Source organism: Acidobacteriota bacterium, from assembly GCA_039030395.1.
Lineage (GTDB): Bacteria > Acidobacteriota > Thermoanaerobaculia > Multivoradales > JBCCEF01 > JBCCEF01.
Genome location: JBCCEF010000002.1, coordinates 261,558 through 286,821, shown reverse-complemented (window position 1 = coordinate 286,821; position 25,264 = coordinate 261,558). Strand labels below are relative to the sequence as shown.

Here is a 25,264-nt window from a genome sequence, read left to right as displayed (position 1 = left end):
TGCTCGCATACCCGCGAAGATGACGAAACCCGTGCACATCGGGCACGGCCCCAAGGCCGTCGAGGACGCCCTGCTCGACGCACTCGACGAAATCCTCGCCGAGGCCGAAGAGGATCTCTCTCTTCTCGCCGCGCCGCTGCGCATCGTGGTGCCTTCGCGCAGCCTACGCCTCCACCTGAACGCCGCCATCGCCCGCCGCCGCGGCCGCGCCGCCCTCGGGCTGCGGGTGCAGACCCTCTACGCCGCGGCCCTGGAGATCGTCGAAGGGGCCGGTGAGACTCCGCGCCCGCGGGATCCACTTTTCCACTTGCTCACCCGCCGCCTGGCGGCCGAGGAATCGGCCCTGGCGGATCCCCTCGAAGGGCTGGAGGACGGCTACCGCACCACCGACGCCACGGTGCGCGACCTGCTCGACGCCGGCTTCGAGTCGAGCCATGCCGAACCCTGCGGGGAGGCCCTCACCGCCTGGCCGGGCCCTACCTCCGCCAAGGCCCGAGGCCACGCCTTGGTGCGAGTGGCGGACGGATTGCTGCGGGGCGCCGCAATCCTGAACGTCGAACGCTCCTCTCACCTGCTGATGCGGGCGACGGAGCTGCTGGCGACGAATCCAGAGCGGCTCCCCTGCCGCGCGCTCTGGGTGCACGGCTTCGCCGACGCGACGGGCACCGCCCTGGACTTCCTGGAAGGACTTCTGCGCCGCCCCGGTTCGCGCCTGTGGCTCGACTTGCCGCCGGATCCAGCGACCCTGCACGGTCCGGAGCCCGCCATCGAGCACGCTTACGCCGGGCAGCTTCTCGACCGCCTCGGAGATGCGAGCGACATCCCCTCGGACTCCCCGATCCCTCCGGCGCCCGAGATCTCGCTGGTCCCCGCCACCGGCCTGGAAGCGGAAGTGCGGGAAGTCGCCCGCCGAGCGCGGCAAGCCCTGGATGAGGGTGCCGTGCCCGAAACCGTCGCGGTGGTGATGCGCGATCCGGCCCCCTACCGCCTCACCCTCCGCCGGCACCTGCGGGCGCTCGGGGTGCCCTTCTCAGGCCTTTCTATCCCCGGCTCCCTGACCGCCCCGGGGCGCCGCGCCCGCGCCCTGGCGGAGCTGCTGCGGCGCGGTGCCGAGCTGCCGGCGGACCGCTGGCTCGACGCCACCCTCGCCCTCTCCGGCCAGCCCCTGGCGGGCCGCCAGCGGATGGATCTCCGCCTCGCCTTCTTCGCCCTCGGTGCCGGACGGCTGAAGGACATCGCCACCCTCGAGATCGACCGCTTCCTGCACCACGACAGTTATCCCCTGCCGGTGCGCCAGGGACTGCGGCCGGGCGCCTCGGCGGAGGCCAAGGACGAGGGAGAAGCGCCGGACGAAACCGCCGAGGGCGGCTCCGAGGCGGCCGTCGCCGGTCTCCACGCGGCCCGCCGCCGGGTGAGCGGCGAGGCCCTGCGGGCGGCCGTCGCGGCGGCGGCGGAGATCGTCCAACGCCTCGCCAACTGGCCCGCCGAAGCACCCACCGGCCAGCACCTCGACCGGCTGCGCTCGCTGCTCGAAGACTGCCTCGGTTGGCGCGAGGAATCGCTCTTCCAGGCGATCTCGCCGGACGTCCCACCGGCCCTGGTCTTGACTTTCGGCGAGATTCAGACTCTCCTCGGTCCCTCCCTCGAGAGCACCGGTTTCGATGCCTTCGGCGGCCGGGGCGGCGGCGTCCAGGTGCTCACCGTGGTCGAAGCCCGCGGCCGCACCTTCGAGCACCTGTTCCTCATCGGTTTGAACGGCGGGGTCTTCCCGCGCACGGTGCGTGAGGATCCGCTGCTCAGAGACGACGTCCGCCTCGCCCTGGCCAGCGTGTTGCCGGACATTCCTTTGAAGAGCCGCGGCTTCGACGAAGAGCGCTATCTGTTCGCCCAACTGCTGGCGGCGAGCCCGCGGATCACCCTCTCCTGGGCCGCCACCGGTGCCGACGAGCGCGCCCTGTCGCCGTCGCCGCTGCTGGAGCGACTGATCGCTCGCTGGGGCGAGCGGGCGCCTGGATCCGAGCGCGCACCGGGGCTCTACTCGCCGGATTCGTTCGCCTCCGAGGGCGCGGCGGCTTCCCGGCCACCCCGCGAGCACGTCGCCCTGGCGGCCCTCCACGGCCGTCGCGAAACCTTCCGTCGGCTCCTGCCGATCGCCTGCGGCGAGGCTCTTCGCAACCTGCCGGCGGACGGCTCCCTGCCCTCCATCCAGGCCGAAACCTGGGCGACGGCACGGTCGGCGGTGCTCGGCGAGTTCGATCCGGACCGCCGCACGCCGGCCGGGCGCCGGGTGCGCGATCGCCTGGGCCCTTACTTCGGCTTCATCGGTCGACGCGGCGCCCTGGGCGACGACGATCCCCGGCATAAGGATCTGTGGGTCACGACCCTCGAAGGCCTTGCCTCCTGCCCCTGGCAGGTGTTCCTCGAGAAGCTCCTGCGCCTGGAACCGACGCCCGACCCCCTGCAGTCGCTACCGGAGATCGACGCCTTGATCCTCGGCAACGTCATTCACCGGGTGCTGGAAGGGATTGTGCGGCAGCAGGTCGGAGAGGACGGACCGGGAGACGGCGGCATGGTCATCCCCTGGCCCGATGACGACGAGCTACGGACGATTCTCAGGCGCCAAGCGGAGCGCCTGGTGGAGGAAGACGGAGTAGCCCTCAAGGGCATGGCCAAAGCCTTGGCAGCGCGCGCCTGGCCCTACCTCGAAACCGCCCAGAAAGCCGCCTGGACCCCACCGCCGCGGGTGCTGGCCGCCGAAGAGGTGGACGACATCCGCCTGCCGGCGGTGGACGGCGAGGGCATACGGGTCCGCTTCAAGGCCGATCGGGTGGAGCCGGTGGCCCCCGCGGAGGGCAGCAGCAGGATGCTGACGGACTACAAGACCGGCCGCGCCATCTCCACCGGCAAGATGGACAAGACCCGACGCAAGCACTTTCTACAACAGATCGTCGCCGGCCGACGCCTCCAGGCGGTGGCCTACGCCCTTGCCTCGGGCACCGGGCGCTACCTTTTCTTGAAGCCGGATCTGGAGCACCGGGAATTCCGGGTGGAGGCAGCGGACGGCGAGGTGGTCGCCGCCTTCGGGGCGGCGGCCCGCACCGCCTTCGGCGCCTGGGACGCCGGCAGCTTCTTTCCGCGGGTGGTCGATCCCTCCGGCCGCAAGGAGCCGATCCTCTGCTCCTTCTGCGCCGTCGCCGAGGCCTGCCTGCGCGGCGACTCCGGCTCCCGGCTGCGGCTACACCGCTGGGCCGAGGACCTCCGCCAGCCGGAAGAGGGCGAGGAGACAGCACTACTCAAGGCCTGGGACCTGGCGGAACCGGGCCGGGTTCCGTTGCCCTCGGACGGCGGTGCTCAGTGAGCGCCCCGCCCGCCGTCGAGGCTGAGCGCAAGGCCGAGGACGCCGCCGCCCGACGAGCCGCCCAACGGCAGTTCGATCATCCCCTGGTGCTCGAAGCCGGTGCCGGCACCGGCAAGACCACCACCCTCGTCGCCCGGGTGCTGGCCTGGTGCCTGGGCGGCGGCTGGGAGCGCAACGCCGAGACCCTCGCAGAGCCCACCGCCGACCGAGTAGCGGCGCGGCTGCTCGGCCGCGTGGCGGCGATCACCTTCACCGAGGCGGCGGCGGCGGAAATGGCGACCCGGGTGAGCGCCGAACTCGCCCGCCTGGCCGCCGGCCAAAGGCCGCCGCCCTGGCTTTCGGCGGAGGCATTGCCCGAGGCGGCGGTGCTCAAGGATCGCGCCTCGGCGCTCCTCGCCACCCTCGACCACCTGGTGGTTCAGACCTTCCACGCCTTTTGCCGTGGACTGCTGGCGGACCATCCGCTGGAGGCCGGCATCCACCCGGATCTGGAAGTCGACGCGGACGGCTCGATCCTCGACGAGGTGGTGCGCGAGACCGTCGAAGCGGCGCTGCCGGAGGCCTACGGCGAGCCGGGGATCGACGCCTATCTCGAACTGGCAAGCAAGGGCTTCGGACCCTCCCGCATTCTCGATGCGGTGCTGGCCCTCGCGACCGCCGGAGTGCCGGCCGAAGGGCTGGCCGAGGACCCCTTCGGAGACGCGCCGGTCACCGCCTTCGTCGCCGACCTGCGGAGCGTGATCGAGCAGCCGCTCGCACTGCTCGACGACGCCTTCGCCGGCGAAACCTCCGGCCAGCTCAAGAAAGCCAAGGAGGTGCACCAGGCCCTGGGGCTGGTCGCCCACCAGCTTTGGAGCTTCGAAGAGACCACCGAGCGACCCTCCGGCGCCTTCGACCTATTGCTCGAATTCCTGCGCCAGGCTCTGCCCGACGGCATCGTCAACCGCCTCAAGGACTGGGGCCGTGACCGATTCACCGGCGCCGAGAAAGGACTGTTCGAAGGCCGGCGAGCAGAGGTTCGCTACGCATCGGCGGAGCTGCGGGGTCGCCTCGCCTACCTCGGCACCTTCGATCCTCCCCTTCTCCAGGCCGCCTGCGAGGCCCTCGGCCCCTTGCTCCGGCGGGTCGAGGCGGAGATGCGTCGCCGCGGAGTGATGACCTTCCAGGATCTGCTGGTGCATGCCGGTCGGTTGCTCGCCGATCGCCCCGGTCTCGCCGCCCGGCGGCGCCGCGCCATCGATCAGCTCCTGGTGGACGAGTTTCAGGACACCGACCCCCTGCAATGCGAGATCGTCGGGCGCCTGGCCCTCGAAGGCCCGGCGGAGGAACGCCCAGGCCTGTTCCTGGTGGGCGATCCCAAGCAGTCGATCTACGGCTGGCGCAGCGCCGACCTCGCCGCCTACGACGACTTCGTCGAGCGGGTGGAAGCGGCCGGCGGCGAGCGCCGGCGGCTGATCGAGAACTTTCGCTCGGTGCCGGCGATTCTCGAAGAAGTCACCCGTTCGATCGAACCGGTGATGCACGAAAAGCGGGGCCTCCAGCCGCCCTACGAAGCGCTTCTGCCCTGCGCCGCCAAGGTCGCCTCAGCCGGCTTTCGCGGCGGCGGCCGGCGGCCCGTCGAGTTCTGGGTGAGCTGGACCCGAGAGGACACCACGCCCACCACCCAGGAGGCCACCGAGGCCGAAGCCGAAGCGGTGGCCGACGACATCCTGGCGCTCCACCGGCGGGAAAACGTCGAATGGAAAGACATCGCTATCCTGCTTCGAAGTACCGGCGATCTCGACTTGTATCTGGAAGCGCTGAGGCGCCGCCGGGTGCCCTTTGCCGTGGGCCGCGACAAGCAGTACTACCGGCGGCGGGAGATCATCGAGGCGGCGGCGCTGGTGCGCACCATTCTCGACCCGGGCGACCACCTAGCCCTGCTGACGGTTCTCCGCTCGGCCCTGGTCGGCGTACCGGACGCCGCCCTCATCCCCCTTTGGCGGCGGGAACTGCCGCGCCGGATGATGGAGCTGACGGAAGCGGAACCCGCCGCCCTGGAGGAGATCGAAGGGGTGATCGCCGGCGCCGTCGAGGCCACGCCGCGGGACATCCCGGGCATCGAGCGCATCGCCGGCTGGGAGCACGGCCTGCGGGTATTCGTCCACGCCCTGGCGCGGGCGCGGGAGTCCTTCGAGGCAGATCCGGCGGATGTCTTCGTCGAGACCGTGCGCGGCCTCTTCCTGATGGAGGAAACCGAGGCGGCGCGCTACCTCGGACCCTACCGCCTCGCCAACTTAGAGCGGTTTTTCCTCCGGTTGCTCTCCACTCTGGAGGAAGGCGGCGGCAATGCCACGGCGCTCCTGCGCATGCTGCGCACCAGCATCTCCGAAGCGATCGAGGCGGAGGAGGCGAAACCCGAAGATGGCCTCGAAGACGCGGTGCAGGTGATGACGATCCACACCGCCAAGGGCCTCGACTTCGAGCACGTTTACGTGGTGCAGCTCCACAAGCAGTCCGGCGGTGGCGGTTTCGGGCCGGTGACGGAGGCGGCCCGCACCCCCGCCGGCCGTTGGGAGATGCGCCTCCTCGGGGCGCCGAGCCTAGGCTGGCACCGGGTGATCGAGCGCCAGGAGGCGGTGGAGCGGGCGGAGCGCATCCGCACCCTGTATGTCGCCATGACCCGGGCGGAACAGCGTCTGGTGCTCGCCGGCCTGTGGCCGGAGCAGCCGACGGAGTGCCCACCGGACAAGGTGGCGAGCCACCTCGACCTGCTGACCGGACGGACCACGCCGCTGGCCGACGGCGCGATCACCGGAGACACCGCCGGAGAGCCCGTGGACGACGCCACCGGCGCCCGCTGGCGGGTTCCGGCCCGGGCGGCGGCGAAGGACTTATCGACATCCGATGAGCCGCGGGAAGACGACGACGCAGGCTTCCTGCCGAGCGCCACGGCCCTCGCCACCATGGCCGAACATCTCCGCCGACGCAGCGCTGCCGCCGAGGCCCGCATGGACCGGGGCTTCTCCGGCGCCGCCTCGTCGGAAGCTCACGAGCACCTGCGAGAAATCTTCGTCGAGGCCCGCCTGGCGAACCCAGCCGGCGCGGCAGCCGCCGTCGGCGCCCGCGGAGTCGCGCTGGAGGCAGGAGACCAGGTGCACCGCATCCTCGAGCGCCTGGATCTCAAAGGGGATCTCAACCAGCAGATTGCCCGCGCCCTCGAGGACATCGAGTCGCCAGCCGCCGAGCGCACCGCATCCCTCCTCAACGGCTTCGCCGCAGGCGCTCTCGGCACGCGGTTGCGGGAGCTGGCGCCACACATCGTCGGGCGCGAGCTGCCGGTGCTCCTGGCGCCGCAAGACGTGGACACAGGCCCCACCGCTTTCGTCTCCGGCGCTGCCGATCTCGTCTATCGCGATCCGAGGGACGGCCGGCTGGTGGTAGTGGACTACAAGACCGATCAACTCCTCCCCGGCGACGACGAGGGACTCGCCCGCCGCACGCAGGCCTACGCCCTTCAGGCGGAGGTCTATCGCCGTGCCCTGGCGGAGGCGCTGCCGGAGGAAACGCCTCCGAAGGTAGAGCTGTGGTTCTTGGCGCTGGATCACATCGTGGAGGTAGAGGCGGCAATGGCCGCCGAACCGGCTTCCGCCGGAGCACCTTCTATCCTCGCGGAGCCTCCACCCCTGCGAGAATCGCCACAGGCTCCAGTGGAGCCCAAGCAGCAAAGCCTCTTCCCGGATTGGGAAGATTCGTAGTCTAAAGACCCGAGGTCGAACAGCGCCTCGACTTCGCCACCTTCAAGGTATCGGCAATCCGTTCCGGGACGAGGTGTCCACCTCGAAGTCCACGATCACCGGCAGGTGATCACTCGCCACCTTCGACAACTTGAGGCGGCAGCGGCGCGAGGCATGGAGTTTCAGCGGTCCTCGGTAGTACACCCGATCGAGGCCGGTACTCGGAGAGAAGGAGGGATAGGTGCGCAGCTCGGAACCGGCCCGGCGTCGCTCCGTCGCGCTCCGGAAGCCCTGGCGATCGCGCAGGATCGGCCCGAGCTGGGTTCGCCAGTCGTTGAAGTCTCCGCCCACCACACAAGGGGCATGATCCGGTACCCGTAATAGTTCGACGGAGCGAACCAAGCGTTCGATCTGCTTTTTCCGCTCGGCGGCGGACAACCCGAGGTGAAGGTTGAAGACATCGAGCTGCGGCAGATTCGGGGCGAGCTGTAGGCGCACATACTGACAGCCCCGTGCCTTGCGCCGGCCCATCGTCAGATCCACGTTCCGCTCGAGAACGATGGGAAACCGACTGAGAGTGGCGTTGCCGTAGCGACCCTCCCGCAGACTGACATTGTGCCCCACGGCGAATTCCGGGTACTCCAGGCGGTCCGCCAGCTCCTGGGCCATGTCCTGGTGCCGGGAACGCGGGGCACCGTCATCGACTTCCTGCAGTAGGGCGATGTCTGGCCGATGGTGGCGCAGGATGTCCACGATGCGGTCCAGGCGATAGCGACGATCTACCCCGATCGCGCGGTGGATGTTGTAGGTGACAACCCTCAGGTGCACGGCAACTCGATCAGGAGCCAACGCGCCGCAGTCCGCGGCCGAAGGGCAGCAGCGCGAGGGGTACCAGCTTGATGTGCTGCAGCGCGAAGGGTATGCCGAGAATGGTCAGCGCCAGCACCACGGCGCATACCAGGTGCGCCAAGGCAATCTCCCAACCGAAGAGCACGATCCACAGGATATTGAACAGCACCCGCAGAGCGCTGTTTGCCCCTTCCTTCTCCACCACCTCGCTACCGAAAGGCGCCAGGGAAGCTACACCGAGCTTGAAAGTCTGGATGCCGAAGGGGATCCCGATGAGGGTGATGCACAGGGCTAGACTGCCGATGAAATAACCGAGCGCGGCGATGAAACCGCCGAGTAGGAACCAGAGGACATTGCCGAGGAAGTGGAGGAATCTCATCTCTCGGCAATTGTATCGGCTCGCGGCCGATTTTCCGCGGTCTCTGCGAAGAAGATAGGAAGAAGAAAGCTTCGGAGAGGCTCTCGATTTAGAAAGGCGACCCGGTGACTCGGTGGATCACCGGAGGAAGGCACTACGGGATGGGTGAGATCGGTACAAGGAGATTTCTAGCAGAGGATGTTGGAATCGAGAGCCTCCGAAGAACCACGCGATTTTCAATCGGCAGAGGAAACCATCCCATCCGACCCGGCAAACCACTAGGGCCGCGAGTAGGAACGGGGTGATCGGTGTTTCTTGCCCTGAAATCGTTCATAACGTTCAAATCATAAGACTACAATTTCCATTCGTCAAGTCTTCGAGCGAGAAAACTTGAAAAAGACCCCAATTTGTGGCATATTCCGGCCGTGAAAAACCAACCACTTAAACGTTCATTCCGTTCACGCCTGTCGAGTACTCAAACTCGATGAAGGCCCTCCTCTCACCACGCGACCTGGCCGAAGCCATCGGCGTCAGCGAGTCCTCCATCAAACGCTGGGCCGACGACGGCGTGATCCAAGCCGAGCGCACCGCCGGTGGACATCGCCGGATTCCCATCACTGAAGCGGTGCGCTATTTGCGGGAATCTCGGGCTACCCTTTCCAATCCGGCCGCCCTGGGCCTGGAGGACGTGGTGGTGGCCAACGATCCGGGTGACCAGCGCCCGCCGGAAGAGCGGCTGTTCGAAGATCTGCGCCACGGCCGCTCCCAGCGCGCTCGCGGGTTGCTCTTATCGCTCTTTCTCGAGGGCGCGAGCATCGCTCAGATTGTCGACGGTCCTCTGCGGATCGCCATGCGGCGGGTGGGCGAGCTGTGGCTGCAGGGAGAAGAAGGGATCTTCAGGGAGCACCGCGCCACCGACATCACCATCCAGGGACTGCACCAGATCCGCTCCGTGGTCGCGCCGCCGCCGGATAGCGCGATGGCGGCGGTGGGTGGCGCACCGACCGGCGATCCCTACATGATTCCGTCTTTGGCGGTTTCCACCCTGCTGGAAGTGGAAGGATTCCGAGCCACCAATCTGGGGCCCGAGACTCCCTCTTCGACCCTTCTCGAAGCGGTGCGCGCCCTCGCTCCGAAGATGGTCTGGATCAGCATCAGCACGGCGGATCAGCCGGCCCGCCTGAGCGCCGAGATCCGCCACCTACTCGATAAGCTGTCGAAGCACGGCGTTCTTCTCATGCTCGGCGGCAAGAAGGTCCGCGAGGTCGATCTGCCGGCCAAGAATCCACGACTCTTCGTGGGGGACTCGATGGCCGAGCTGGCGGCCTTCGCCCGGGGGTTGGCGGCGTCGTGATCGCGCTCGTCTCGCCGACCATCTGGCTGCCGGAGGCGGTGGCGACCGCCGGCATCGTCCTCGCCTTCTGCCTCATCGCCTTGTGGCTCGTCAGCCTAGTGCGCCGGGATGTTTCGATCATCGACCTGTTTTGGGGCTTCGGCTTTGTGCTGTGCGCCTGGATCTACCGCGCCCTCGGTGGCGAGGTGGATCTGCGTCAGGCGGTTCAGCTCGCGCTAGTGACGGTGTGGGGCCTGCGGCTCTCCGGATATCTCACCTGGCGCAACTGGGGGAAGGACGAGGACCGGCGCTACGCCGAAATGCGCCGGCAGGTCGGCGAGAGTTTTCGCTGGCGCAGCCTGATCACGGTGTTTTTCCTTCAAGGGTTCCTCATCCTGGTGATCTCCGCTCCCCTCTACTGGGTGCAAACCCAGGACGCCCGGGGTGGCGACTCGGCGCCCTGGAACGCCGTCGACTTCCTGGCCGTGGCCTGCTGGTCGATCGGTTTTTTCTTCGAGGCGGTCGGCGATTGGCAGCTCGCCCGCTTCAAGGCGGATCCATCGAACGAAGGCAAGGTGCTGCGCAGCGGCGTCTGGGCGACCACTCGGCACCCCAACTACTTCGGCGAGATGATGATGTGGATTGGCTACTTTCTGTTCGCAGCCAGCCTCCCCGGCGGCTGGTGGACCCTGTTCTCGCCGATCCTGATGACCACCTTCCTGCTGAAGGTGTCGGGCGTCAGCCTGTTGGAGAAGGACATCGCCGAGCGCCGGCCGAAATACCGCGACTACGTGCGCTCGACCAACGCCTTCTTCCCGTGGCCTCCGAAGAAGAACTAGTTTCTCCCGCCTCCAATTGTCGGCCGTTTGCGAACTGAGAACCCGTGAAGATCGCCATCATCGGAGGGGGAATCTCCGGCCTCACCGCCGCCTATCTGCTCCACCGGCAGCACAAGATCCGCCTGTTCGAGGCCGGGAAAATCGGCGGCCACAGTGACACGGTGGAGGTCGACGGCGAAGGCGTGGACCTCGGCTTCATCGTCTACAACGAGAAAACCTATCCCCTGTTCACCGGCTTGCTGGCGGAGTTGCGAGTCGATACCCAACCGAGCGAAATGACCCTGAGCGTGCGCGAGGAAGGCCGCGCCCTGGAGTGGAACGGCTCGACCCTGCGACAGGTGTTCGGCCAGCCGAGGAATCTGCTGCGCCCCTCTCACTGGTCGATGGTGCGGGACATCCTGCGATTTCACCGCAAGGCGGATGCCTACCTGCTGGAGTCGGACGACACCACCCTGGGCGATGCCCTCGACCGGGACCGCTACAGCACCGTCTTCGCCGAGCGGTACTTGCTGCCGATGATCGGCGCTGTGTGGTCCACGCCGCCGGGCGACATGCGCCGGTTCCCACTGCGGCCACTGATCGCCTTTCTCGCAAATCACGGTATGCTACAGGTCAATCATCGACCCCAGTGGCGCACCGTTCGGGGAGGCTCGCGACGCTATGTCGAGGCGTTGACGGCAACCTTCCGGGACCGCATTTGCGACCACACTCCGGTGCGGTGGATTCGGCGTGGAGACCGCGAAACCGGCGGCGCGGGCATCACCGTCCGGGCGGCGGGCCGCGAGCCGGAACGCTTCGATCAGGTGATCCTGGCGGTGCACAGCGATCAGGCGCTCCGCCTACTCGCCGATCCCTCGCCGGCGGAGAAGTCGATCCTCGGTGCGATCCCCTACCGGCCCAACGACACGATCCTGCACCGAGACCTGCGCATGCTGCCGGAGCGGCGCCAACTGTGGGCGAGCTGGAATGTCTCGACCCGCGGGGACGGCAGCGGCGACTCGGGCGGCGTGCGGGTGACGTACTGGATGAACCGACTGCAGAACCTGACCAGCGAACGTCCCCTGTGCGTGACCCTCAATCGCACGGACGAGATCGAGCCGGTGCAGGTCCTCGAACGGCGCACCTTCTCTCACCCCCAGTTCGACGGCCCGGCCCTCGCTGCCCAACGCCGCTGGCGCGAAATCAGCGGTGTCGCCGGCACCCACTTCTGCGGCGCCTACTGGGGCTACGGCTTCCACGAGGACGGCGTGCGGAGCGCCGTTCGAGTCGCCGATGCGTTGGGCGTAGGATGGTCCGCCGCCACCTCTCCACGGATGGCGGCCTCGTGACCTCACCACCGGAAGAACTGCCGGGCGCCCCGAAGAGCGCCGTTTACATCGGCCGGGTCATGCACCACCGGATGGCGCCGCGGGAACACCGCTTCAGCTATCCGGCGGCGATGCTGTATCTAAACCTGGACGAGGTTCCGGAGATCTTCGACCGCGCCCGCTTCTGGTCCGCTCGCCGCTTCGCCCCGGGCTGGTTCCGCCGGGCAGACTACTTCGGCGAGCCGCAGCGCGACCTCGCGACCTGCCTGCGGGAGTTGGTGGAGGAGCGGACCGAGCACCGGCCGGAGGGCTCCATCGGCCTCCTCACCCACGCCCGGACCTGGGGGCACTGCTTCAACCCAGTGAGCTTCTACTACCTGTTCGACAACCCCACGGAACGCGACCCGGACGAGCCCCGAGCGATCGTCGCCGAGGTCAACAACACCCCCTGGAACGAGCGCTATGCCTACGTCCTCGATGGCACCTCGGCGCACAGTTCGGAACCCGGTGCCGGCCGTGACCGTAGCCTGACCTTCACCCTGGCGAAGGACTTCCACGTCTCCCCCTTCATGGCGATGGACATGGACTACCGCTGGCGCTTTTCACCGCCGGGAAAGCATTTGCGGGTGTGGATGGAAAGCTTCCGCGAGGGCGAAAAGATGTTCAACGCCTCCCTCTCCCTCGAGCGACGGCCGCTGGCCCTGGACCGCTATCTGTTCCGCTTCCCGGCGATGACCTTGCGCGGCGTCTACTGGATCTACCGGGAGGCTCTGCGTCTCAAGCGCAAGGGCGTTCCCTTCTTCCCCCATCCTAAAACCCAACATCCCAAAACCGAAACGGCCGCCGCCTCACCGGCAAGAACGGATCGCCCATGACCGAGTCCACAGCCCTACCACTGCCTTCCCGGCGCCGCGGCGGCTTCGCGCGGCGCGCCGTGCTGGCCAAACTGCGCGGCCTGCGCGAGGGCCGCCTGACGATCCACCAGGGATCCGAGACGATTCTCCTGGGCAAGTGTGAAGAGCCCGCGGCCCACCTACACGTTCACCGGCCGGAATTCTGGTCCGGTGTCGCTTTCGGCGGCACCATAGGCGCCGCCGAGGCCTACATGGACGGTCACTGGTCGACGGACGACCTCACCGCCCTGGTTCGCATCATGGTGCGCAATCGCGACCTGATGAACGGCCTCGAAGGCGGCCTGGGGCGACTGACCGCTCCCCTCCACGCGCTCTACCATCGCCTGCGACGCAACACCCGCCGGGGCGCCTCGCGCAACATCCGAGAGCACTACGACCTGGGCAACGAGTTCTTCGAGCTGTTCCTGGACGAGACCATGACCTACTCCTGCGCCCTGTTCGATCCGCCGGAGATTTCCCTCGCGGACGCTTCCCGCGCCAAGATCGATCGCCTGTGCGAGAAGCTCGAGCTCGGACCGGACGACCACCTGCTGGAGATCGGCACCGGCTGGGGCGCCCTCGCCCTGCGTGCCGCCGAGCGCTTCGGCTGCCGGGTCACCACCACCACCCTGTCGCCGTCCCAGGCGGCCTATGCCCGCCGACGCATCGCCGAAGCGGGGATGGACCATCGGGTACAAGTGATCGAAGTGGACTACCGGGACCTCGAAGGGCGCTACGACAAGCTGGTCTCCGTCGAAATGATCGAGGCCGTCGGTCATCGCTACTTCGACAGTTTCTTCGCCAAGTGCTCATCGTTACTCGCGCCGGACGGCCTGATGGCGTTACAGGCGATCACCATCGCCGACCGCTTCTACGAGCAGGCCAGACGCTCCGTAGACTTCATTCAGCGCTACATTTTTCCTGGCGGCGCCATCCCCTCGATCTCCACCCTCAGCCGCTCCGTCGCCCGAGTGACGGACCTGACACCGGTCCATTTGGAGGACCTCTCGCCGCACTACGCCCGCACTCTGCGCACCTGGCGGGAGCGTTTCCAGGCCAAGGCCGACGAGATCCAGAAACTCGGCTTCCCGCGGCGCTTCCAGCGTATGTGGGAGTTTTACTTCTGCTACTGCGAGGGCGGCTACATCGAGCGCTCCATCGGCAACATCCAGTGGGTGCTGGCGAAACCGCGCAATCGACGCCCGCCGATCCTCGGCACTCTCACCACCGCCCAGGAGGCACGATGATGCGCGTCGCCCTGATCGCCCTGTTCCTGGGGTTCCTGCTGGCGATGCTGGCCGTCACCACCTACGCCAGCTTCGATCGAAACGTCCTGACCGCGGCCCAGGAGATCTGGGCCGATCCGTGGGGCAAGGCCACCCTCTTCGACACTTATTTCGCCTTCTTGACGGTGTACCTGTGGATCGCCTGGCGGGAGCGCACCTGGGGCCGGCGGATCCTGTGGCTGGCACTGGTCTTGACCCTCGGGAGCATCGCCATCTCCGTCTACGTCCTCGCCGCCCTCCTCAGCGGGCCGGATCGTTCGGTAGAAGGCCTCTTCCGGCGCCGCCGGGAAGCCTGACCATGGCTACCGCGATGAGCCCCTTCCTGCGCCTGCTGGAGGCCGATCGGCTGCCCGATCCGCTGATTCGCTTCGCCATCCGCCGCCTGCTCGCCGGGCGCCTGCGGGAACTTCGGCGCGGCGGGCCGGCGGCTCAACAGGCGCGCTTCGAAGCCTTCGTCGAGGAACTGCGCTCGAGCCCCATCGCCCTCTCCGTCGACGACGCCAACCGCCAGCACTACGAAGTGCCCACCGCCTTTTTCCAGTGGGTGCTCGGCCAGCAGCTTAAATACAGCTCGTGCCTCTGGCCGGCCGGCGTCGATCGACTGGCGGAGGCGGAACAGGCGATGCTCGAAGCGACCGTCGAGCGGGCGGAACTGGCCGATGGCCAGGAAATCCTGGAACTGGGCTGCGGCTGGGGATCCCTGAGCCTGTTCATGGCCGACCGTTTTCCCCGGGCACGGGTGCTGGCGGTTTCCAACTCCGCTAGCCAGAAGGAATTTATCGACGGCGAGGCTCAGGCCCGCGGCCTGGGCAACCTGACCGTTCAGACCGCCGACATGAACGAGTTCGATCCTCACGCCCTCGCCCCGGATCGAACCTTCGACCGGGTAGTTTCGGTGGAGATGTTCGAACACATGCGGAACTACGCCGAGCTGTTCGCCCGCATCGGCCGCTGGACTCGCGCCGACGCCAAGGTCTTCGTCCACGTCTTCTGCCATCGCCACTTCGCCTACCCCTTCATCGACTCCGGTAGGCCGGGCGACTGGATGGCGCGGCACTTTTTCACCGGCGGCCTGATGCCGTCCGCCGATCTACTGCCCCGCTTCGACGCCACCTGGCGCCTCGAACAGCGCTGGCTGATGGACGGCACCCACTACCAGAAAACCTCCGAGGCCTGGTTGGCGCGGATGGACCTTCGGCGCAACTTCATCTTGCCTCTACTGGAAGAGATCTACGGCCCAGGCGAAGGCACCCGCTGGTGGGTTCGCTGGCGGGTGTTCTTCATGGCCTGCGCGGAGCTCTTCGGCTATGGCGGCGGCGAGGAGTGGCTGGTGGCCCACTACCGTTTCGTGCGGGCGAGCGAAACCGAAACTTGATTCGCTTCCTCAAGAGTTCCTGGTGGAACGCTCTGTCAGTCCAGATCGGATGGTGGGTCTCGGTGCTGGCGGCGGCCGACGGCCGCCCCTGGATCGGCCCGCCGGTGGTGATCCTTTTGGTCACCCTTCACCTATGGACCTGCCCGTCCAGCCCGACCCGTCGGCGCGATGCGGTGACGGTACTCACCCTCGGCGCTATCGGCACCGCCATCGACTCGGCACAGGTGTGCGCCGGTCTGTTGCGCTTCGAGGCCGCCCCCGCGCCGTGCCTCTGCCCGATCTGGATCGTCGCCCTATGGCTCCACTTCGGCATCACGCCCCGCTCCAGTCTGGCCTTCCTGCGCCGCCGTCCGTGGCTGGGCGCTCTGTTCGGCGGCATCGCCGGGCCGGCGGCCTTCTACGCCGGCGAACGCCTCGGCGCCGTCGCCTTCCACCCGGAGCTGTGGCCGAGTCTGTTGTCCCTGTCGGTGATTTGGGCCGGCGTGATTCCCGCCCTGGTGGCTTTCGCCTGGCGGCAGGAAGACGGGGCTACCGATCGCGCCGCGACGGGCGGTCGCCGAGGAGCGTCGTCAAGCCGTCCTTGACGATGCCCGTGGCCGTGTCCACCACCGAGCGCTGGGCGCCGCGCAGGATCTCGGTGGTGGGCAGATCGCGCACCGCATCGAGCACCCCGAGGCGTACCTTCTCGCGGATCTGGTCGCCGACCTCTTCGCCGGATGTCGCGAGGGTGCGCCCGAGGCGCTCTTCGAGGTCCGGCACGAAGTTGCGTTTGAGCCAGGCCGCCAGCACCACCAGGGTCAGCAGCGCCGAAAGACCCGCCGTCGCCAGCACCAGAAGCGCGATCTGCCACCATGCCGCCATGGGAATAGGGTATCAACGGTTCCCGTAGCGTCCGATAGTGATATTGCTTCGGGGGTTCATCCTCGGAGACACTCGCCCTCACCGCCATGATTCGTCCCGCTCCGCCAGCCCCCGCCATCGACCGCCGGCGCTACACCAAGCTGCGTCGCTTCGTTCTCGGTGTTCTGCTGCAGGCGTTCCTGCATGACCTGCTCCTCAACCGCCGTGGCCTGCGCTCCCTGCGCCGCGATCCTCTGCCCCGCTGGGTCGCCGTCACCCGGCGCTTTCGTGCCCTAGCCCTGGAGCTGGGCGGAGTGCTGATCAAGGTCGGCCAGTTCCTGAGCGCCCGGGTCGACGTGCTGCCGCCGGAGGTCACTTCGGAGCTTGCCGGTTTGCAGGACAAGGTGCCGCCGGGACCTTTCGAAGGGATCGTCGGGCGGGTCGAGGAGAGCTTCGGCCGGCCGTTGTCGGAGGTCTTCGCACGCTTCGACGAGGAGCCCCTGGGCGCCGCTTCCCTGGCCCAGGTCCACGCCGCGACCCGGGCCGACAGCGAAGCCGGCGCCGGCACCGGCTCCCGCTCGGGCGAGACGGTGGTCGTCAAGGTGCTGCGGCCGGGCATCGAAGTGCTGGTGGAGACGGACCTCTCCGCCGTCGCCTTCGCCGTGCGCTGGCTCAAGTGGTCGAAGCGCATTCGCCGGCGGGTGGATCTCGACCGGCTGGAGCAGGAGATCGCCAAGACCACCCGGGCGGAACTCGATATGCGCGCCGAGGGAGCGAATGCCGAGCGCTTCGGCGAGATGTTCGCCGACTCGCCGGCGATCACCGTGCCGCGGGTGATCTGGGAAACCACCACCGGCGACGTGCTGACCCTAGAGAAGATCGAGGCTCCGAAGATCGACGACCTCGACGCCATGGCAGCGGCCGGCATCGACCGCACCCGGGTCGCCGCCACCCTCTTCCACTGCTACCTCGACCAGGTGCTGGTGCACCAGTTCGTCCACGCCGACCCGCATCCGGGGAACGTCTTCGTGCGCCCGGCGCCGGATGCGCCGGACGGATTCGAACTGGTGTTCGTGGATTTCGGCATGATCGCCACCGTGCCGGAGCGCCTGCGGGCGTCGCTGTCCGAATACGTCATCGCCCTGGCCACCCGCGACGCTCGGCGCATGGTGCGTTCCTACCAGCGCACCGGGGTGCTGCTGCCGGGAGCGGACCTGGAGCGCCTGGAAGCGCTACACGAAGACGTCTTTGAGCGGCTGTGGGGCATCGAGATCGGCGCCATGCGCGACGTCGCCTTCGACCAGGCCGGGTACTTTTTCCGCCGCTACCGGAGCCTGATCTACGAGATGCCCTTCCAGGTGCAGGTCGAACTGCTCTTCTCTGCCCGGGCAATGGGCATCCTGGCCGGCGTGACCACCCGCCTCGACCCGCGCTTCGACTTCTGGTCCGAGGCCATCCCGGTGGCCGAACGCCTCGCCCGGCGCGAGCTGTGGCAGGCGCTCCAAGAGGCCGCCAAGGGCCTACCCGACAGCCTGCGCGCCGCCGCCCTCCTGCCGCGCCGAATCGAGCGCTTCCTGGACGAAGAAGACGAGCGCCGCCAAAGCGCCCGGCAGGCTGAGCCCTCCGCCATTGGCCGTAACCTCCCCTGGGCCATCCTCTCCGCCGCCAGCCTCCTGGCCGGAGCCATCGCTCGCCTCGGCGACGACCCGGCGGCGGCGTGGTTCTTCGGGTTGGCCGGCGGAGCTTTTTTGGTCAGCCGGTTGCGGCGGTAGAGCCGAGAATTCCCGAGTTGCGAGCGATGCTCGGCCGCTTTCGCGTCTCCCTCTTTCGAACCCCGCACCGCAGCGGGACCGTTCACTCGAACCGAAAGAGAGGAACCGCGACATGTCCTACCCCTTCCAGCCGAATCCGCCGATCGACGAGGCCCCCGCGAGCGCGCCGCCACCTCTACCGCCCGACCCTCCGCCGGGCCGCCGACGGGACTGGATCGTGGTCGACCTCGTCGACCGCCTGAACCGGTCCCTCTACACCGCTACGGAACCCTGGCCGGAGCCGCTGCAGGACGAGCTGGGCCGGCCTCTGCGCCAGGCCGCCGCTGCCGCCGGAGTGGTGGTCAGCGGTTGCTTTCGTACCCACTCGGCCCGCCGGCGGTCGCGGTTCGAGGAGATCGGCCGGCGGCTTCTCCGGCGCATTGGCCGGACGGTGGCGACGGCCCAGCGGGAAGGGCTCTTGACGCCGGACGTCGCGCTCCATCTGTTCGGCCTGCAGAGCGCCGTCGCCCTCGGCCTGGGGAGCGCTCCCGCCCCCGGCGAGCACCGGCTGCCGCGATCCGCCACCGGCGCGTCCTCGGAACCCGATGGCGCGCCTCCTCCGCCGCCGGCGGACCCCCGGCGGGCGGTCCAGGTGGCATAATGTGGACGCCAGGGCGGACACCGCAGGGGGCCAACGTCCGGCCCGTTCGGCAGCTTCTATCGCAACTCCATGACCGACTCCACGCCTCTCGTCCAGTGCCGGGGGCTGGTGCGCACTTTTCGCGAAGGCGAGGTCGCCCGCCGGGTCCTCGACGGCGCTTCCCTCGCCATCGAGCGGGGCGAGGTCGTTGCCCTTCTCGGCCGCAGCGGTTCCGGCAAGTCGACGCTGCTCAACCTGTTGAGCGGCATCGATCTGCCGGATGCGGGCGAAATCTCGATCGATGGTGTCGATATGGTCGCCCTGACGGAGCGGCAGCGCACCCTCTTCCGGCGGGATCACCTCGGCTTCGTGTTCCAGTTCTTCAACCTGGTACCGACCCTGACGGTGGCCGAGAACCTCCTCCTGCCGCTCGAACTGAAGGGCGAAAAGGACCGCCGCCCGGCGGCCGCTGAGTGGTTGGAGCGCATCGGCCTGGGCGACCGCGGAGCCTCCTTTCCGGATCGCCTATCCGGCGGCGAGCGACAGCGCCTGGCCGTCGCCCGGGCCCTGGTGCATCACCCCCTGCTGGTGCTGGCCGATGAACCGACGGGCAATCTCGACCAGGAGACCGGCGACCGAGTGCTCGATCTGTTGCTCGAACTGACCCGCGACCGCGGCCGCACTCTGCTGATCGTCACCCATAGCCGCGCTGTCGCCCGGCGGGCCGACCGCACCCTGTCGCTGGCCGACGGCCGGCTGACGGCCTCCTGAACGAAACGTCATGAGACGGCAACGGTGAATCTTCTGCTGCGGGCCAGCCGCCGGTCGTTTTCCGGCCAACCGGCACAGTCCGCCCTCGCCGTCTTCGGCATCGCCCTGGGGGTGGCCGTCGCCGTCGCAGTGCAGCTCGCCAACAGTGCCGCCCTGCGCGCCTTTGACCTGTCGAGCGGTGCGGTGATGGGCCGCGCAACCCATCGCCTGGTGGGAGGTCCCTCGGGAATCGACGAGAGCTTCTACGTCAATCTGGTCGGCGCCGGCAACGGTGGCGCCCTCGCCGGAGCGATCGCGGCGGCGCCGGTGGTCGAAGGAACGGTGACCTTCGCCGCGCCGAGAGCGGACAGATCGCCGGCCGGGGGCACCGGCTCGCGCACCGATCTGCGCATCCTCGGCATCGATCCCTTCGCCGAAGCTCCCTTTCGCCCCTGGTTGACTCCACAGGGCTCCGGCCGGGCCGGCGGCACCATCGATCTGCGCCGGCTCCTCACCCGCCCCGGCGCAGTGCTGATGTCGCGGGACACCGCCGAGGCCCAGGGCATCACCGGTGACGGAGGGAATGGCGAGCTGTCGGTCCTGGCCGGCGGCACCCTCGAGGTGTTGACCGTCGCCGGCCTGCTCGATGCCGGCGATCCCGTCGCCCGGGCCGGCCTTCGCGACCTACTGGTCACCGATATCGCCACAGCACAAGAGCTGTTGGGCCTCGAAGGGCGACTGTCGCGCATCGACTTCGCCCTCGATGCGGAGGAGGCGGCGACGCTGGCGCGGACCCTGCCCCTCGGCACTTCCCTGGTCACCGCCGAGGCCGGCCGGCGAAGTGCCCGCGCCATGACCCGCGCCTTCCGGGTCAACCTCCAGGCCCTCGGCCTGCTGGCGCTTTTGTGCGGGATGTTTCTGATCTACGGCACCATGACCTTTTCGGTAGTGCGCCGCCGAACCCACCTCGGCATCCTGCGCGCCCTGGGTGTCAGCCGCCGGCAGATTCTCGGGCTGGTGATGGGCGAGGCGGCGGCGATCGGAATGATCGGCTCAGGCCTGGGCGTGGCGCTCGGCACGCTCCTTGGCCGTGGTCTCGTCGGCCGCGTCACCCGCACCCTCGACGACCTCTATTTCGCCGCCTCCGTCGGCGTCCTGGAGACGCCGTGGGCGCTTCTGGCCGCCGGATTCGGCGCCGGCCTCACCGCCACCCTGCTCGCCGCCATCGCGCCAGCCCTGGAGGCCGCCTGGGCGCCGCCCCGCGCGGTGTTGAGCCGCTCGCACCTGGAGGAGCGGGCCCGCGCCTTGGTGCCCCGCGCCAACGCCGCGGCCGCCTTCGGGATATTGGCCGGAGGCGCCGTTCTGGCGGCCGGCCGCTCGCTGGAGCTTTCCTTCGTCGGACTCTTCGCGGTGGTGATGGCCGCCGCGCTCTTGACGCCGGCGGCGACCATCCTTCTGACTTGGCTGATCCGCCCCCTGGCCGGCCGCCTATTCGGCGCCGCCGGCCGGATGGCAGTGCAGGGGGTGGTCACTTCGATCAGCCGCACCGCCGTAGCGACCGCCGCCCTGATGATCGCCGTCGCCATGACCCTCGGCGTCGGGACGATGATCTCGTCCTTCCGCGGCACCCTGGCGGATTGGCTAGACAACACCCTGCTGGCGGACTTCTACCTTTCGCCGCCGGGCCGCGGCGACACCGGCGGGTTCGACCCGGGCCTCGCCGAGCGAGCGGCAGCCCTCCCGGGGGTGGCCTACGTCGCCACCATCCGGCGGGTTGAGATCGCGACCGAAACGGGTACCGATCGCCTCCTGGTGGTGAACACTCAGGCAGGCGCGCCGCGCGGCTTCGAGCTGCTGACGGATAGCCCGGACGGCGCCTGGCGGGCGTTCGATGCCGGCGCCGTGATGCTGACGGAACCCTACGCCCGGCACCGGAACCTGTGGGCCGGCGACTCGGTGACCCTGCGCACGGACCAAGGGCCGCGCACCTTCAACATCGCCGGGGTGGTGTACAGCTATGCTTCTGATCAGGGCGAGGTCCTGTTCGCCCGGCCAGTGTACGAGCGCTGGTTCCATGACCGCCGAATCTCGGCTCTTTCGGTCACCGCCGCTGACGGAGTGGACCTGGGCAACCTCGGAGAGCGGCTCGAAAATATCTTCGGCAACGGTCTGGCGGTACGTTCGAACCATCGCCTGCGGGACGCCTCGATGGTGGTCTTCGACCGCACCTTCAAGGTGACCAACGTGCTGCGCACCCTCGCCGGACTGGTCGCCTTCCTCGGCGTGCTCAGCTCGTTGATGGCCCTGCAGCTCGAGCGCACCCGAGAGCTCGGCGTGCTGCGCGCTACCGGAATGACCCCTGGCCAACTGTGGCGCATGCTGACCGGCCAGACGGCCATCACCGGCCTGGCGGCGGGCCTCTTCGCCCTCCCCATCGGCACCGGTCTGGCGGCGCTGATGATCTTCGTGATCAATCGCCGCTCCTTCGGCTGGAGCCTGCGGATGACCGTGGCTCCGCTGGACCTGCTGGCCGCCGTCGCCCTCGCCACCGGCGCCGCCCTCCTCGCCGGCCTCTACCCGGCCTGGAAAATGGCCCGCACCTCACCGGCGGAAGCCCTGCGCGAGGAATGACGGCGATGCCATCCGCAGCGGACAGGACGCGACGGCTAGGGTTATCGCTGGGAGTCACCCTCTTCATCGTCATCGTAGGAGTCGGCTGCGGACCGCCGCCACCACCGACGGACACTCTGTCCGTCGCCCGCTCCCTCGGCGGTCCACCGGCGGAGGGATTTGCGCGCGCGTTGGAGGTCCAGCCCATCGCATGGCCGGCGGACCATGGCGCCCATCGCGCCTTTCAGACGGAGTGGTGGTACTTCACCGGCCACCTCGCAGCGGAGGGCGGCCGCCGTTTCGGGTACCAGCTCACCTTCTTCCGGCAGGCCCTGGCGCCCCCCGGGAGCACCCCGCCGCGCACTTCCAAGTGGGCCACGGACCAGGCGATCCTCGCCCACTTCGCGGTCACCGACGTCGGCGACCAGAACTTCCACTCCTTTGAGCGCTGGAGTCGCGAAGCCCTCGGCCTGGCCGGGGTGACCGGCGCCGAGGACCTGCGAGTGTGGATCGGTGACTGGCGGGCGGTGCGTGATTCCGGCGCCGCGACGGACCGCTTCCGGCTGCAGGCGGCAGAGGACACCATCGCCCTGGACCTGGAACTCGAAGCCACCGTCGATCCCATCCTCCACGGCGACCAGGGCTTGAGCCGCAAGGGGCATGAAGCGGGCAACGCGTCGTACTATTTCTCGCTGCCGCGGCTGACCAGCCGGGGCACTCTCAGGATCGGCACCGAGACCTACTCCGTCACCGGACGCTCCTGGCTCGATCGCGAATGGAGCACCAGCGTGCTCGAAGGACAGATCGGGTGGGATTGGTTCTCCCTTCAGCTCTCCGACGGCTCCGACCTGATGGCCTTTCGCCTACGGCGCCCGGACGGAACGGCTGATCCGGCGAGCGCCGGCACCCTGGTGACCCGCGACGACAACGACCGAGTACTGGACCGCCGAACCTTCACCGCCGCGGACCTGCGCTTCAGCGAGGTGCGCTACTGGACTGCGCGAGACGGCGCCGCGCGCTACCCGGTTGCCTGGCGGCTCGAAATACCGTCGGCGGGGCTCGAACTGGCGATCGATCCACTGATCGACCCGCAGGAGTTGACCCTGGCGTTTCGCTACTGGGAGGGCGCCGTCAGGGCTCGCGGCCGGCGAGGCCGCGAGGACATCACAGGCTTCGGCTACCTGGAGATGACCGGCTACACGCGCTAGCAGGCTAGCCCTACCGACTCGCCGCTCGCCGATCGGCGAGCACTCGGCGCAGGCCTTCGACGGCGCGCTGCCATCTCGGAAGCAGGACTTCCGGGGCCTCGCGAGCCGCGTGCTGAAACTGCAGGAGGGCCGCCAGGGCATCGCGCTCGACACCGCGGGCGGCCAGTTCCCGGTAGGTCTCCCGCGCCAGGGACATGGCCTCCCGCTGCCGGCCGGCGGCGGACAGGGCCAGCATCAGATCGAGTGAGACCAGGGCCGCATCGAAGGCGAAGCCGGCGGACCGGAACCGCCGGCGCGCCGAGGCCAGGAGGGCCACCGGCTCCTCCGCCAGCAGGCCTCCCAGCCAGTCCCGGCGCGCCAAGACCGCCGGCTGGAAAACGCCGGCGCTGGAGCGATAGTGCGGGCGCCAGCGCTCAAACAACTCCGACGCCTCGCCGGTGCGCCCGGCCCGGGCCAAGGCGAAGGCCAGATTGTGCGCCGTCCAGAGGGACAATTCGGCATCCGCCGCAGGCGTCTCGCGCACCGCTTCGCGCAGGCATGAGAGCGCCCTTTCGGGCTCGCCCATCACCTCCAGCAGGGACGCTCGGGTGAGCAGCGCGCTCGCCACGGCGCTCCGCCGGCCGGCGGTGCGGTGATCATCGATCACCCCTTCGGAGATCTCCAGCGCCGCCCCGAAGTCGTGCAGGTCTCGCCACAGGGAGACCTCCAGTTCCCGCACCGTCACCCCCTCTTCACTGCCCAGCCGGCCGAGGGCGAGGCACTGCCGCGCCCGCACCATGTGGCTCCGAGCCCGTTCGAGATCCCCAGCCACCCGCAGGACGTTGGCAAGACAGGCTTCGGCGAGGGCCTGTTGATCCCGCACCGCGGCTCCCCCGTAGCGCCGTGGATCGAGGCCGCCGGCCAGCGACCGGCCGAGACGGGACTGCACCTCCGCCTCGCCGGGGTTCTCGAAAACCAGCGCGCGGGACCGATTCAGCGCCTCTCGCACCTGCTCGATCGTCGGGCGGGCGGCTGCCACCGGGTCGGTGCCCTCGCCCCCGCTGGACCACCAGTCGGATGCGAGCAGCTCGGTCAGTTCTTTCTCGAAGAGGAGCACTTCACCCCCCGCGGCGGTTCGCACGCGAAGGCGCACCTCACCGGCGACCGAGGGTCTCTCATCCACCGAGACCCGCTCGAAGCGAGTCCCCAGGGGACTGATCCAGGCGTCCCCGGCGCGTCGTCTCAACGGCCTACCCACAAATGCCGGAGGAGGAAAGGAACCATCCCTAGATCATACGCCCGCGAGACCCTTCCGTCAGCCGCCCGCTGTTGCTAGCCCGACCTTCTCACCAACTTCGTCGCGAGAGAGCGCCAGAGTCTTTTCCTGGGCCGGTAGCCGCAAGGGGTTGGGTTCTCGAAGCGACGTCGGCGTACTCGAAGCCCGTCGAAAAGCGGAGAGGCCAAAAGACGCCGCAGATGCAGGTGCATCCGCACGCACAGCAGAAGGCTGGTGAGAAGGTCGGGCTAGGCTAGATCAACCATTGGGGTCGATCATGCCACCGCCACCGTCGCCGTCCTCCGGTGTCGGTTCTTCGTCGCCGGTAGAGCCGAAGAGCGCCTCCACCACCCGCTCGGCCAACCCCCGCCACCGGCTACCGTCCTCCTGGATCGCGGTCTTTCCCCAAGCGGTGCCCCCGACCGCCAGGAGGCCGGCGACCAGCAATAACTGCAGTCCACCTCGAACAGCGCGCATCGATCCGTCCTCTCCGGAAGCTTCGAACGCTCCGATCGGATCGATCGGGCACGTCTTCCGATGACGAATCATCGCATTCTGTAACCTCTTATTGCATCTCGGTGACGGAGGATCTTCAGAAGAGGTCTCGATGGTCCATCGGGACAAAATCAACGGCGGCGGTACGCTGATCTTGCGGTCGCATCGGCGAAGCGCGCTACAATAAACCGCAGGAGCCCCCGGTGAACCCCCTCAAGCAGCAGCGCGAGCGCCTCGAGCAGGAGATCCTCATGTTGATCTGCGAATTCGAACGGCGGACCGGCCTGTCGGTTCTCGGCGTCGATCTCGATCGCGTGACGCCGCCGGAGGACCCCACCGTCAGCATTCCGGATGCGGTGGATGTACGCCTTGAGGTTTCCGACGAGTTGTCCTGAGCGAAC

21 protein-coding genes are annotated in these 25,264 nt (G+C 68.5%); 16 read left to right on the top strand and 5 right to left on the bottom strand.

From position 1 onward, the window contains the following. The first annotated feature begins 19 nt into the window (after positions 1-19). Both AAF481_03525 and AAF481_03520 read left to right on the top strand, forming a co-directional pair. Positions 20-3,358 (top strand): PD-(D/E)XK nuclease family protein, encoded by a 3,339-nt coding sequence (locus AAF481_03525; protein MEM7480224.1) that lies wholly within the window; start codon positions 20-22, stop codon positions 3,356-3,358. Then, complete coding sequence (locus AAF481_03520) at positions 3,355-7,095, top strand: UvrD-helicase domain-containing protein (protein ID MEM7480223.1); 3,741 nt, start codon at positions 3,355-3,357, stop codon at positions 7,093-7,095. The genes AAF481_03525 and AAF481_03520 overlap by 4 nt, the downstream gene beginning before the upstream one ends. A 42-nt stretch (positions 7,096-7,137) precedes the next feature. Here AAF481_03520 and AAF481_03515 read toward each other — a convergent pair whose 3' ends face one another. Both AAF481_03515 and AAF481_03510 read right to left on the bottom strand, forming a co-directional pair. After that, positions 7,138-7,902 carry an endonuclease/exonuclease/phosphatase family protein gene (locus AAF481_03515; protein ID MEM7480222.1) on the bottom strand — a complete coding sequence of 255 codons (765 nt, stop codon included), beginning with the start codon at positions 7,900-7,902 and terminating at the stop codon, positions 7,138-7,140. 10 nt (positions 7,903-7,912) lie between these two features. Beyond that, on the bottom strand, positions 7,913-8,302 hold the full coding sequence (locus AAF481_03510; GenBank protein MEM7480221.1) for a YccF domain-containing protein: 390 nt from the start codon (positions 8,300-8,302) through the stop codon (positions 7,913-7,915). Between the two features lie 463 nt (positions 8,303-8,765). Here AAF481_03510 and AAF481_03505 point away from each other — a divergent pair, with 463 nt between their 5' ends. The 8 genes from AAF481_03505 to AAF481_03470 are packed head-to-tail and all read left to right on the top strand — an operon-like array spanning position 8,766 to position 15,898. Next, positions 8,766-9,635, top strand: coding sequence for a B12-binding domain-containing protein (locus AAF481_03505; GenBank protein ID MEM7480220.1), 870 nt, complete (start codon positions 8,766-8,768; stop codon positions 9,633-9,635). Continuing rightward, a complete protein-coding gene (locus AAF481_03500) occupies positions 9,632-10,453 on the top strand; it encodes a DUF1295 domain-containing protein (protein ID MEM7480219.1) in 822 nt (273 codons plus the stop codon). Before AAF481_03505 ends, AAF481_03500 begins: the two co-directional genes overlap by 4 nt. Positions 10,454-10,497: 44 nt before the next feature. Continuing rightward, complete coding sequence (locus tag AAF481_03495; protein MEM7480218.1) at positions 10,498-11,781, top strand: FAD-dependent oxidoreductase; 1,284 nt, start codon at positions 10,498-10,500, stop codon at positions 11,779-11,781. Further along, the gene (locus tag AAF481_03490; protein MEM7480217.1) at positions 11,778-12,635 is read left to right on the top strand and encodes a DUF1365 domain-containing protein; all 858 of its coding nucleotides are present in this window, start codon (positions 11,778-11,780) and stop codon (positions 12,633-12,635) included. Before AAF481_03495 ends, AAF481_03490 begins: the two co-directional genes overlap by 4 nt. Continuing rightward, complete coding sequence (locus AAF481_03485; protein ID MEM7480216.1) at positions 12,632-13,900, top strand: cyclopropane-fatty-acyl-phospholipid synthase family protein; 1,269 nt, start codon at positions 12,632-12,634, stop codon at positions 13,898-13,900. The genes AAF481_03490 and AAF481_03485 overlap by 4 nt, the downstream gene beginning before the upstream one ends. Beyond that, complete coding sequence (locus tag AAF481_03480; protein MEM7480215.1) at positions 13,897-14,235, top strand: DUF1475 family protein; 339 nt, start codon at positions 13,897-13,899, stop codon at positions 14,233-14,235. Before AAF481_03485 ends, AAF481_03480 begins: the two co-directional genes overlap by 4 nt. 2 nt (positions 14,236-14,237) lie before the next feature. Continuing rightward, a complete protein-coding gene (locus tag AAF481_03475) occupies positions 14,238-15,314 on the top strand; it encodes a cyclopropane-fatty-acyl-phospholipid synthase family protein (GenBank protein MEM7480214.1) in 1,077 nt (358 codons plus the stop codon). Then, positions 15,311-15,898 (top strand): DUF2878 domain-containing protein, encoded by a 588-nt coding sequence (locus AAF481_03470; GenBank protein MEM7480213.1) that lies wholly within the window; start codon positions 15,311-15,313, stop codon positions 15,896-15,898. The genes AAF481_03475 and AAF481_03470 overlap by 4 nt, the downstream gene beginning before the upstream one ends. Here the strand turns inward: AAF481_03470 and AAF481_03465 are convergent. Then, entirely contained in the window at positions 15,843-16,175 is a 333-nt protein-coding gene (locus tag AAF481_03465) for a hypothetical protein (protein MEM7480212.1), read from the bottom strand. The two genes, AAF481_03470 and AAF481_03465, sit on opposite strands and share 56 nt — an antisense overlap. Before the next feature lie 86 nt (positions 16,176-16,261). On the opposite strand from AAF481_03465, the gene AAF481_03460 reads away from it, so the two are divergent. From AAF481_03460 to AAF481_03440, 5 genes are all read left to right on the top strand, one after another. After that, positions 16,262-17,926, top strand: coding sequence for an AarF/UbiB family protein (locus tag AAF481_03460; GenBank protein ID MEM7480211.1), 1,665 nt, complete (start codon positions 16,262-16,264; stop codon positions 17,924-17,926). 112 nt (positions 17,927-18,038) lie between these two features. After that, positions 18,039-18,566 (top strand): hypothetical protein, encoded by a 528-nt coding sequence (locus AAF481_03455; GenBank protein MEM7480210.1) that lies wholly within the window; start codon positions 18,039-18,041, stop codon positions 18,564-18,566. A gap of 69 nt (positions 18,567-18,635) precedes the next feature. Next, complete coding sequence (locus AAF481_03450; GenBank protein MEM7480209.1) at positions 18,636-19,316, top strand: ABC transporter ATP-binding protein; 681 nt, start codon at positions 18,636-18,638, stop codon at positions 19,314-19,316. Between the two features lie 24 nt (positions 19,317-19,340). After that, positions 19,341-21,926, top strand: coding sequence for an FtsX-like permease family protein (locus tag AAF481_03445; GenBank protein ID MEM7480208.1), 2,586 nt, complete (start codon positions 19,341-19,343; stop codon positions 21,924-21,926). A gap of 5 nt (positions 21,927-21,931) precedes the next feature. Further along, positions 21,932-23,113 carry a lipocalin-like domain-containing protein gene (locus AAF481_03440; protein ID MEM7480207.1) on the top strand — a complete coding sequence of 394 codons (1,182 nt, stop codon included), beginning with the start codon at positions 21,932-21,934 and terminating at the stop codon, positions 23,111-23,113. Between the two features lie 10 nt (positions 23,114-23,123). On the opposite strand, the gene AAF481_03435 is transcribed toward AAF481_03440, so the two are convergent. Next, the gene (locus AAF481_03435) at positions 23,124-24,338 is read right to left on the bottom strand and encodes a tetratricopeptide repeat protein (GenBank protein ID MEM7480206.1); all 1,215 of its coding nucleotides are present in this window, start codon (positions 24,336-24,338) and stop codon (positions 23,124-23,126) included. 288 nt (positions 24,339-24,626) lie between these two features. After that, on the bottom strand, positions 24,627-24,845 hold the full coding sequence (locus AAF481_03430) for a hypothetical protein (protein MEM7480205.1): 219 nt from the start codon (positions 24,843-24,845) through the stop codon (positions 24,627-24,629). A gap of 221 nt (positions 24,846-25,066) precedes the next feature. Here AAF481_03430 and AAF481_03425 point away from each other — a divergent pair, with 221 nt between their 5' ends. Continuing rightward, complete coding sequence (locus AAF481_03425; GenBank protein MEM7480204.1) at positions 25,067-25,258, top strand: hypothetical protein; 192 nt, start codon at positions 25,067-25,069, stop codon at positions 25,256-25,258. Positions 25,259-25,264: the final 6 nt, after the last annotated feature.

What these genes read in the sequence shown, in the direction of transcription:
- AAF481_03505 (MEM7480220.1), top strand. Translation starts at nt 8,766, where the DNA reads ATGAAGGCCCTCCTCTCACCACGCGACCTGGCCGAAGCCATCGGCGTC.
- AAF481_03450 (MEM7480209.1), top strand. Translation starts at nt 18,636, where the DNA reads ATGACCGACTCCACGCCTCTCGTCCAGTGCCGGGGGCTGGTGCGCACT.
- AAF481_03485 (MEM7480216.1), top strand. Translation starts at nt 12,632, where the DNA reads ATGACCGAGTCCACAGCCCTACCACTGCCTTCCCGGCGCCGCGGCGGC.
- AAF481_03475 (MEM7480214.1), top strand. Translation starts at nt 14,238, where the DNA reads ATGGCTACCGCGATGAGCCCCTTCCTGCGCCTGCTGGAGGCCGATCGG.
- AAF481_03455 (MEM7480210.1), top strand. Translation starts at nt 18,039, where the DNA reads ATGTCCTACCCCTTCCAGCCGAATCCGCCGATCGACGAGGCCCCCGCG.
- AAF481_03480 (MEM7480215.1), top strand. Translation starts at nt 13,897, where the DNA reads ATGATGCGCGTCGCCCTGATCGCCCTGTTCCTGGGGTTCCTGCTGGCG.
- AAF481_03430 (MEM7480205.1), bottom strand. Translation starts at nt 24,845, where the DNA reads ATGCGCGCTGTTCGAGGTGGACTGCAGTTATTGCTGGTCGCCGGCCTC.
- AAF481_03440 (MEM7480207.1), top strand. Translation starts at nt 21,932, where the DNA reads ATGCCATCCGCAGCGGACAGGACGCGACGGCTAGGGTTATCGCTGGGA.
- AAF481_03510 (MEM7480221.1), bottom strand. Translation starts at nt 8,302, where the DNA reads ATGAGATTCCTCCACTTCCTCGGCAATGTCCTCTGGTTCCTACTCGGC.
- AAF481_03525 (MEM7480224.1), top strand. Translation starts at nt 20, where the DNA reads ATGACGAAACCCGTGCACATCGGGCACGGCCCCAAGGCCGTCGAGGAC.
- AAF481_03465 (MEM7480212.1), bottom strand. Translation starts at nt 16,175, where the DNA reads ATGGCGGCATGGTGGCAGATCGCGCTTCTGGTGCTGGCGACGGCGGGT.
- AAF481_03460 (MEM7480211.1), top strand. Translation starts at nt 16,262, where the DNA reads ATGATTCGTCCCGCTCCGCCAGCCCCCGCCATCGACCGCCGGCGCTAC.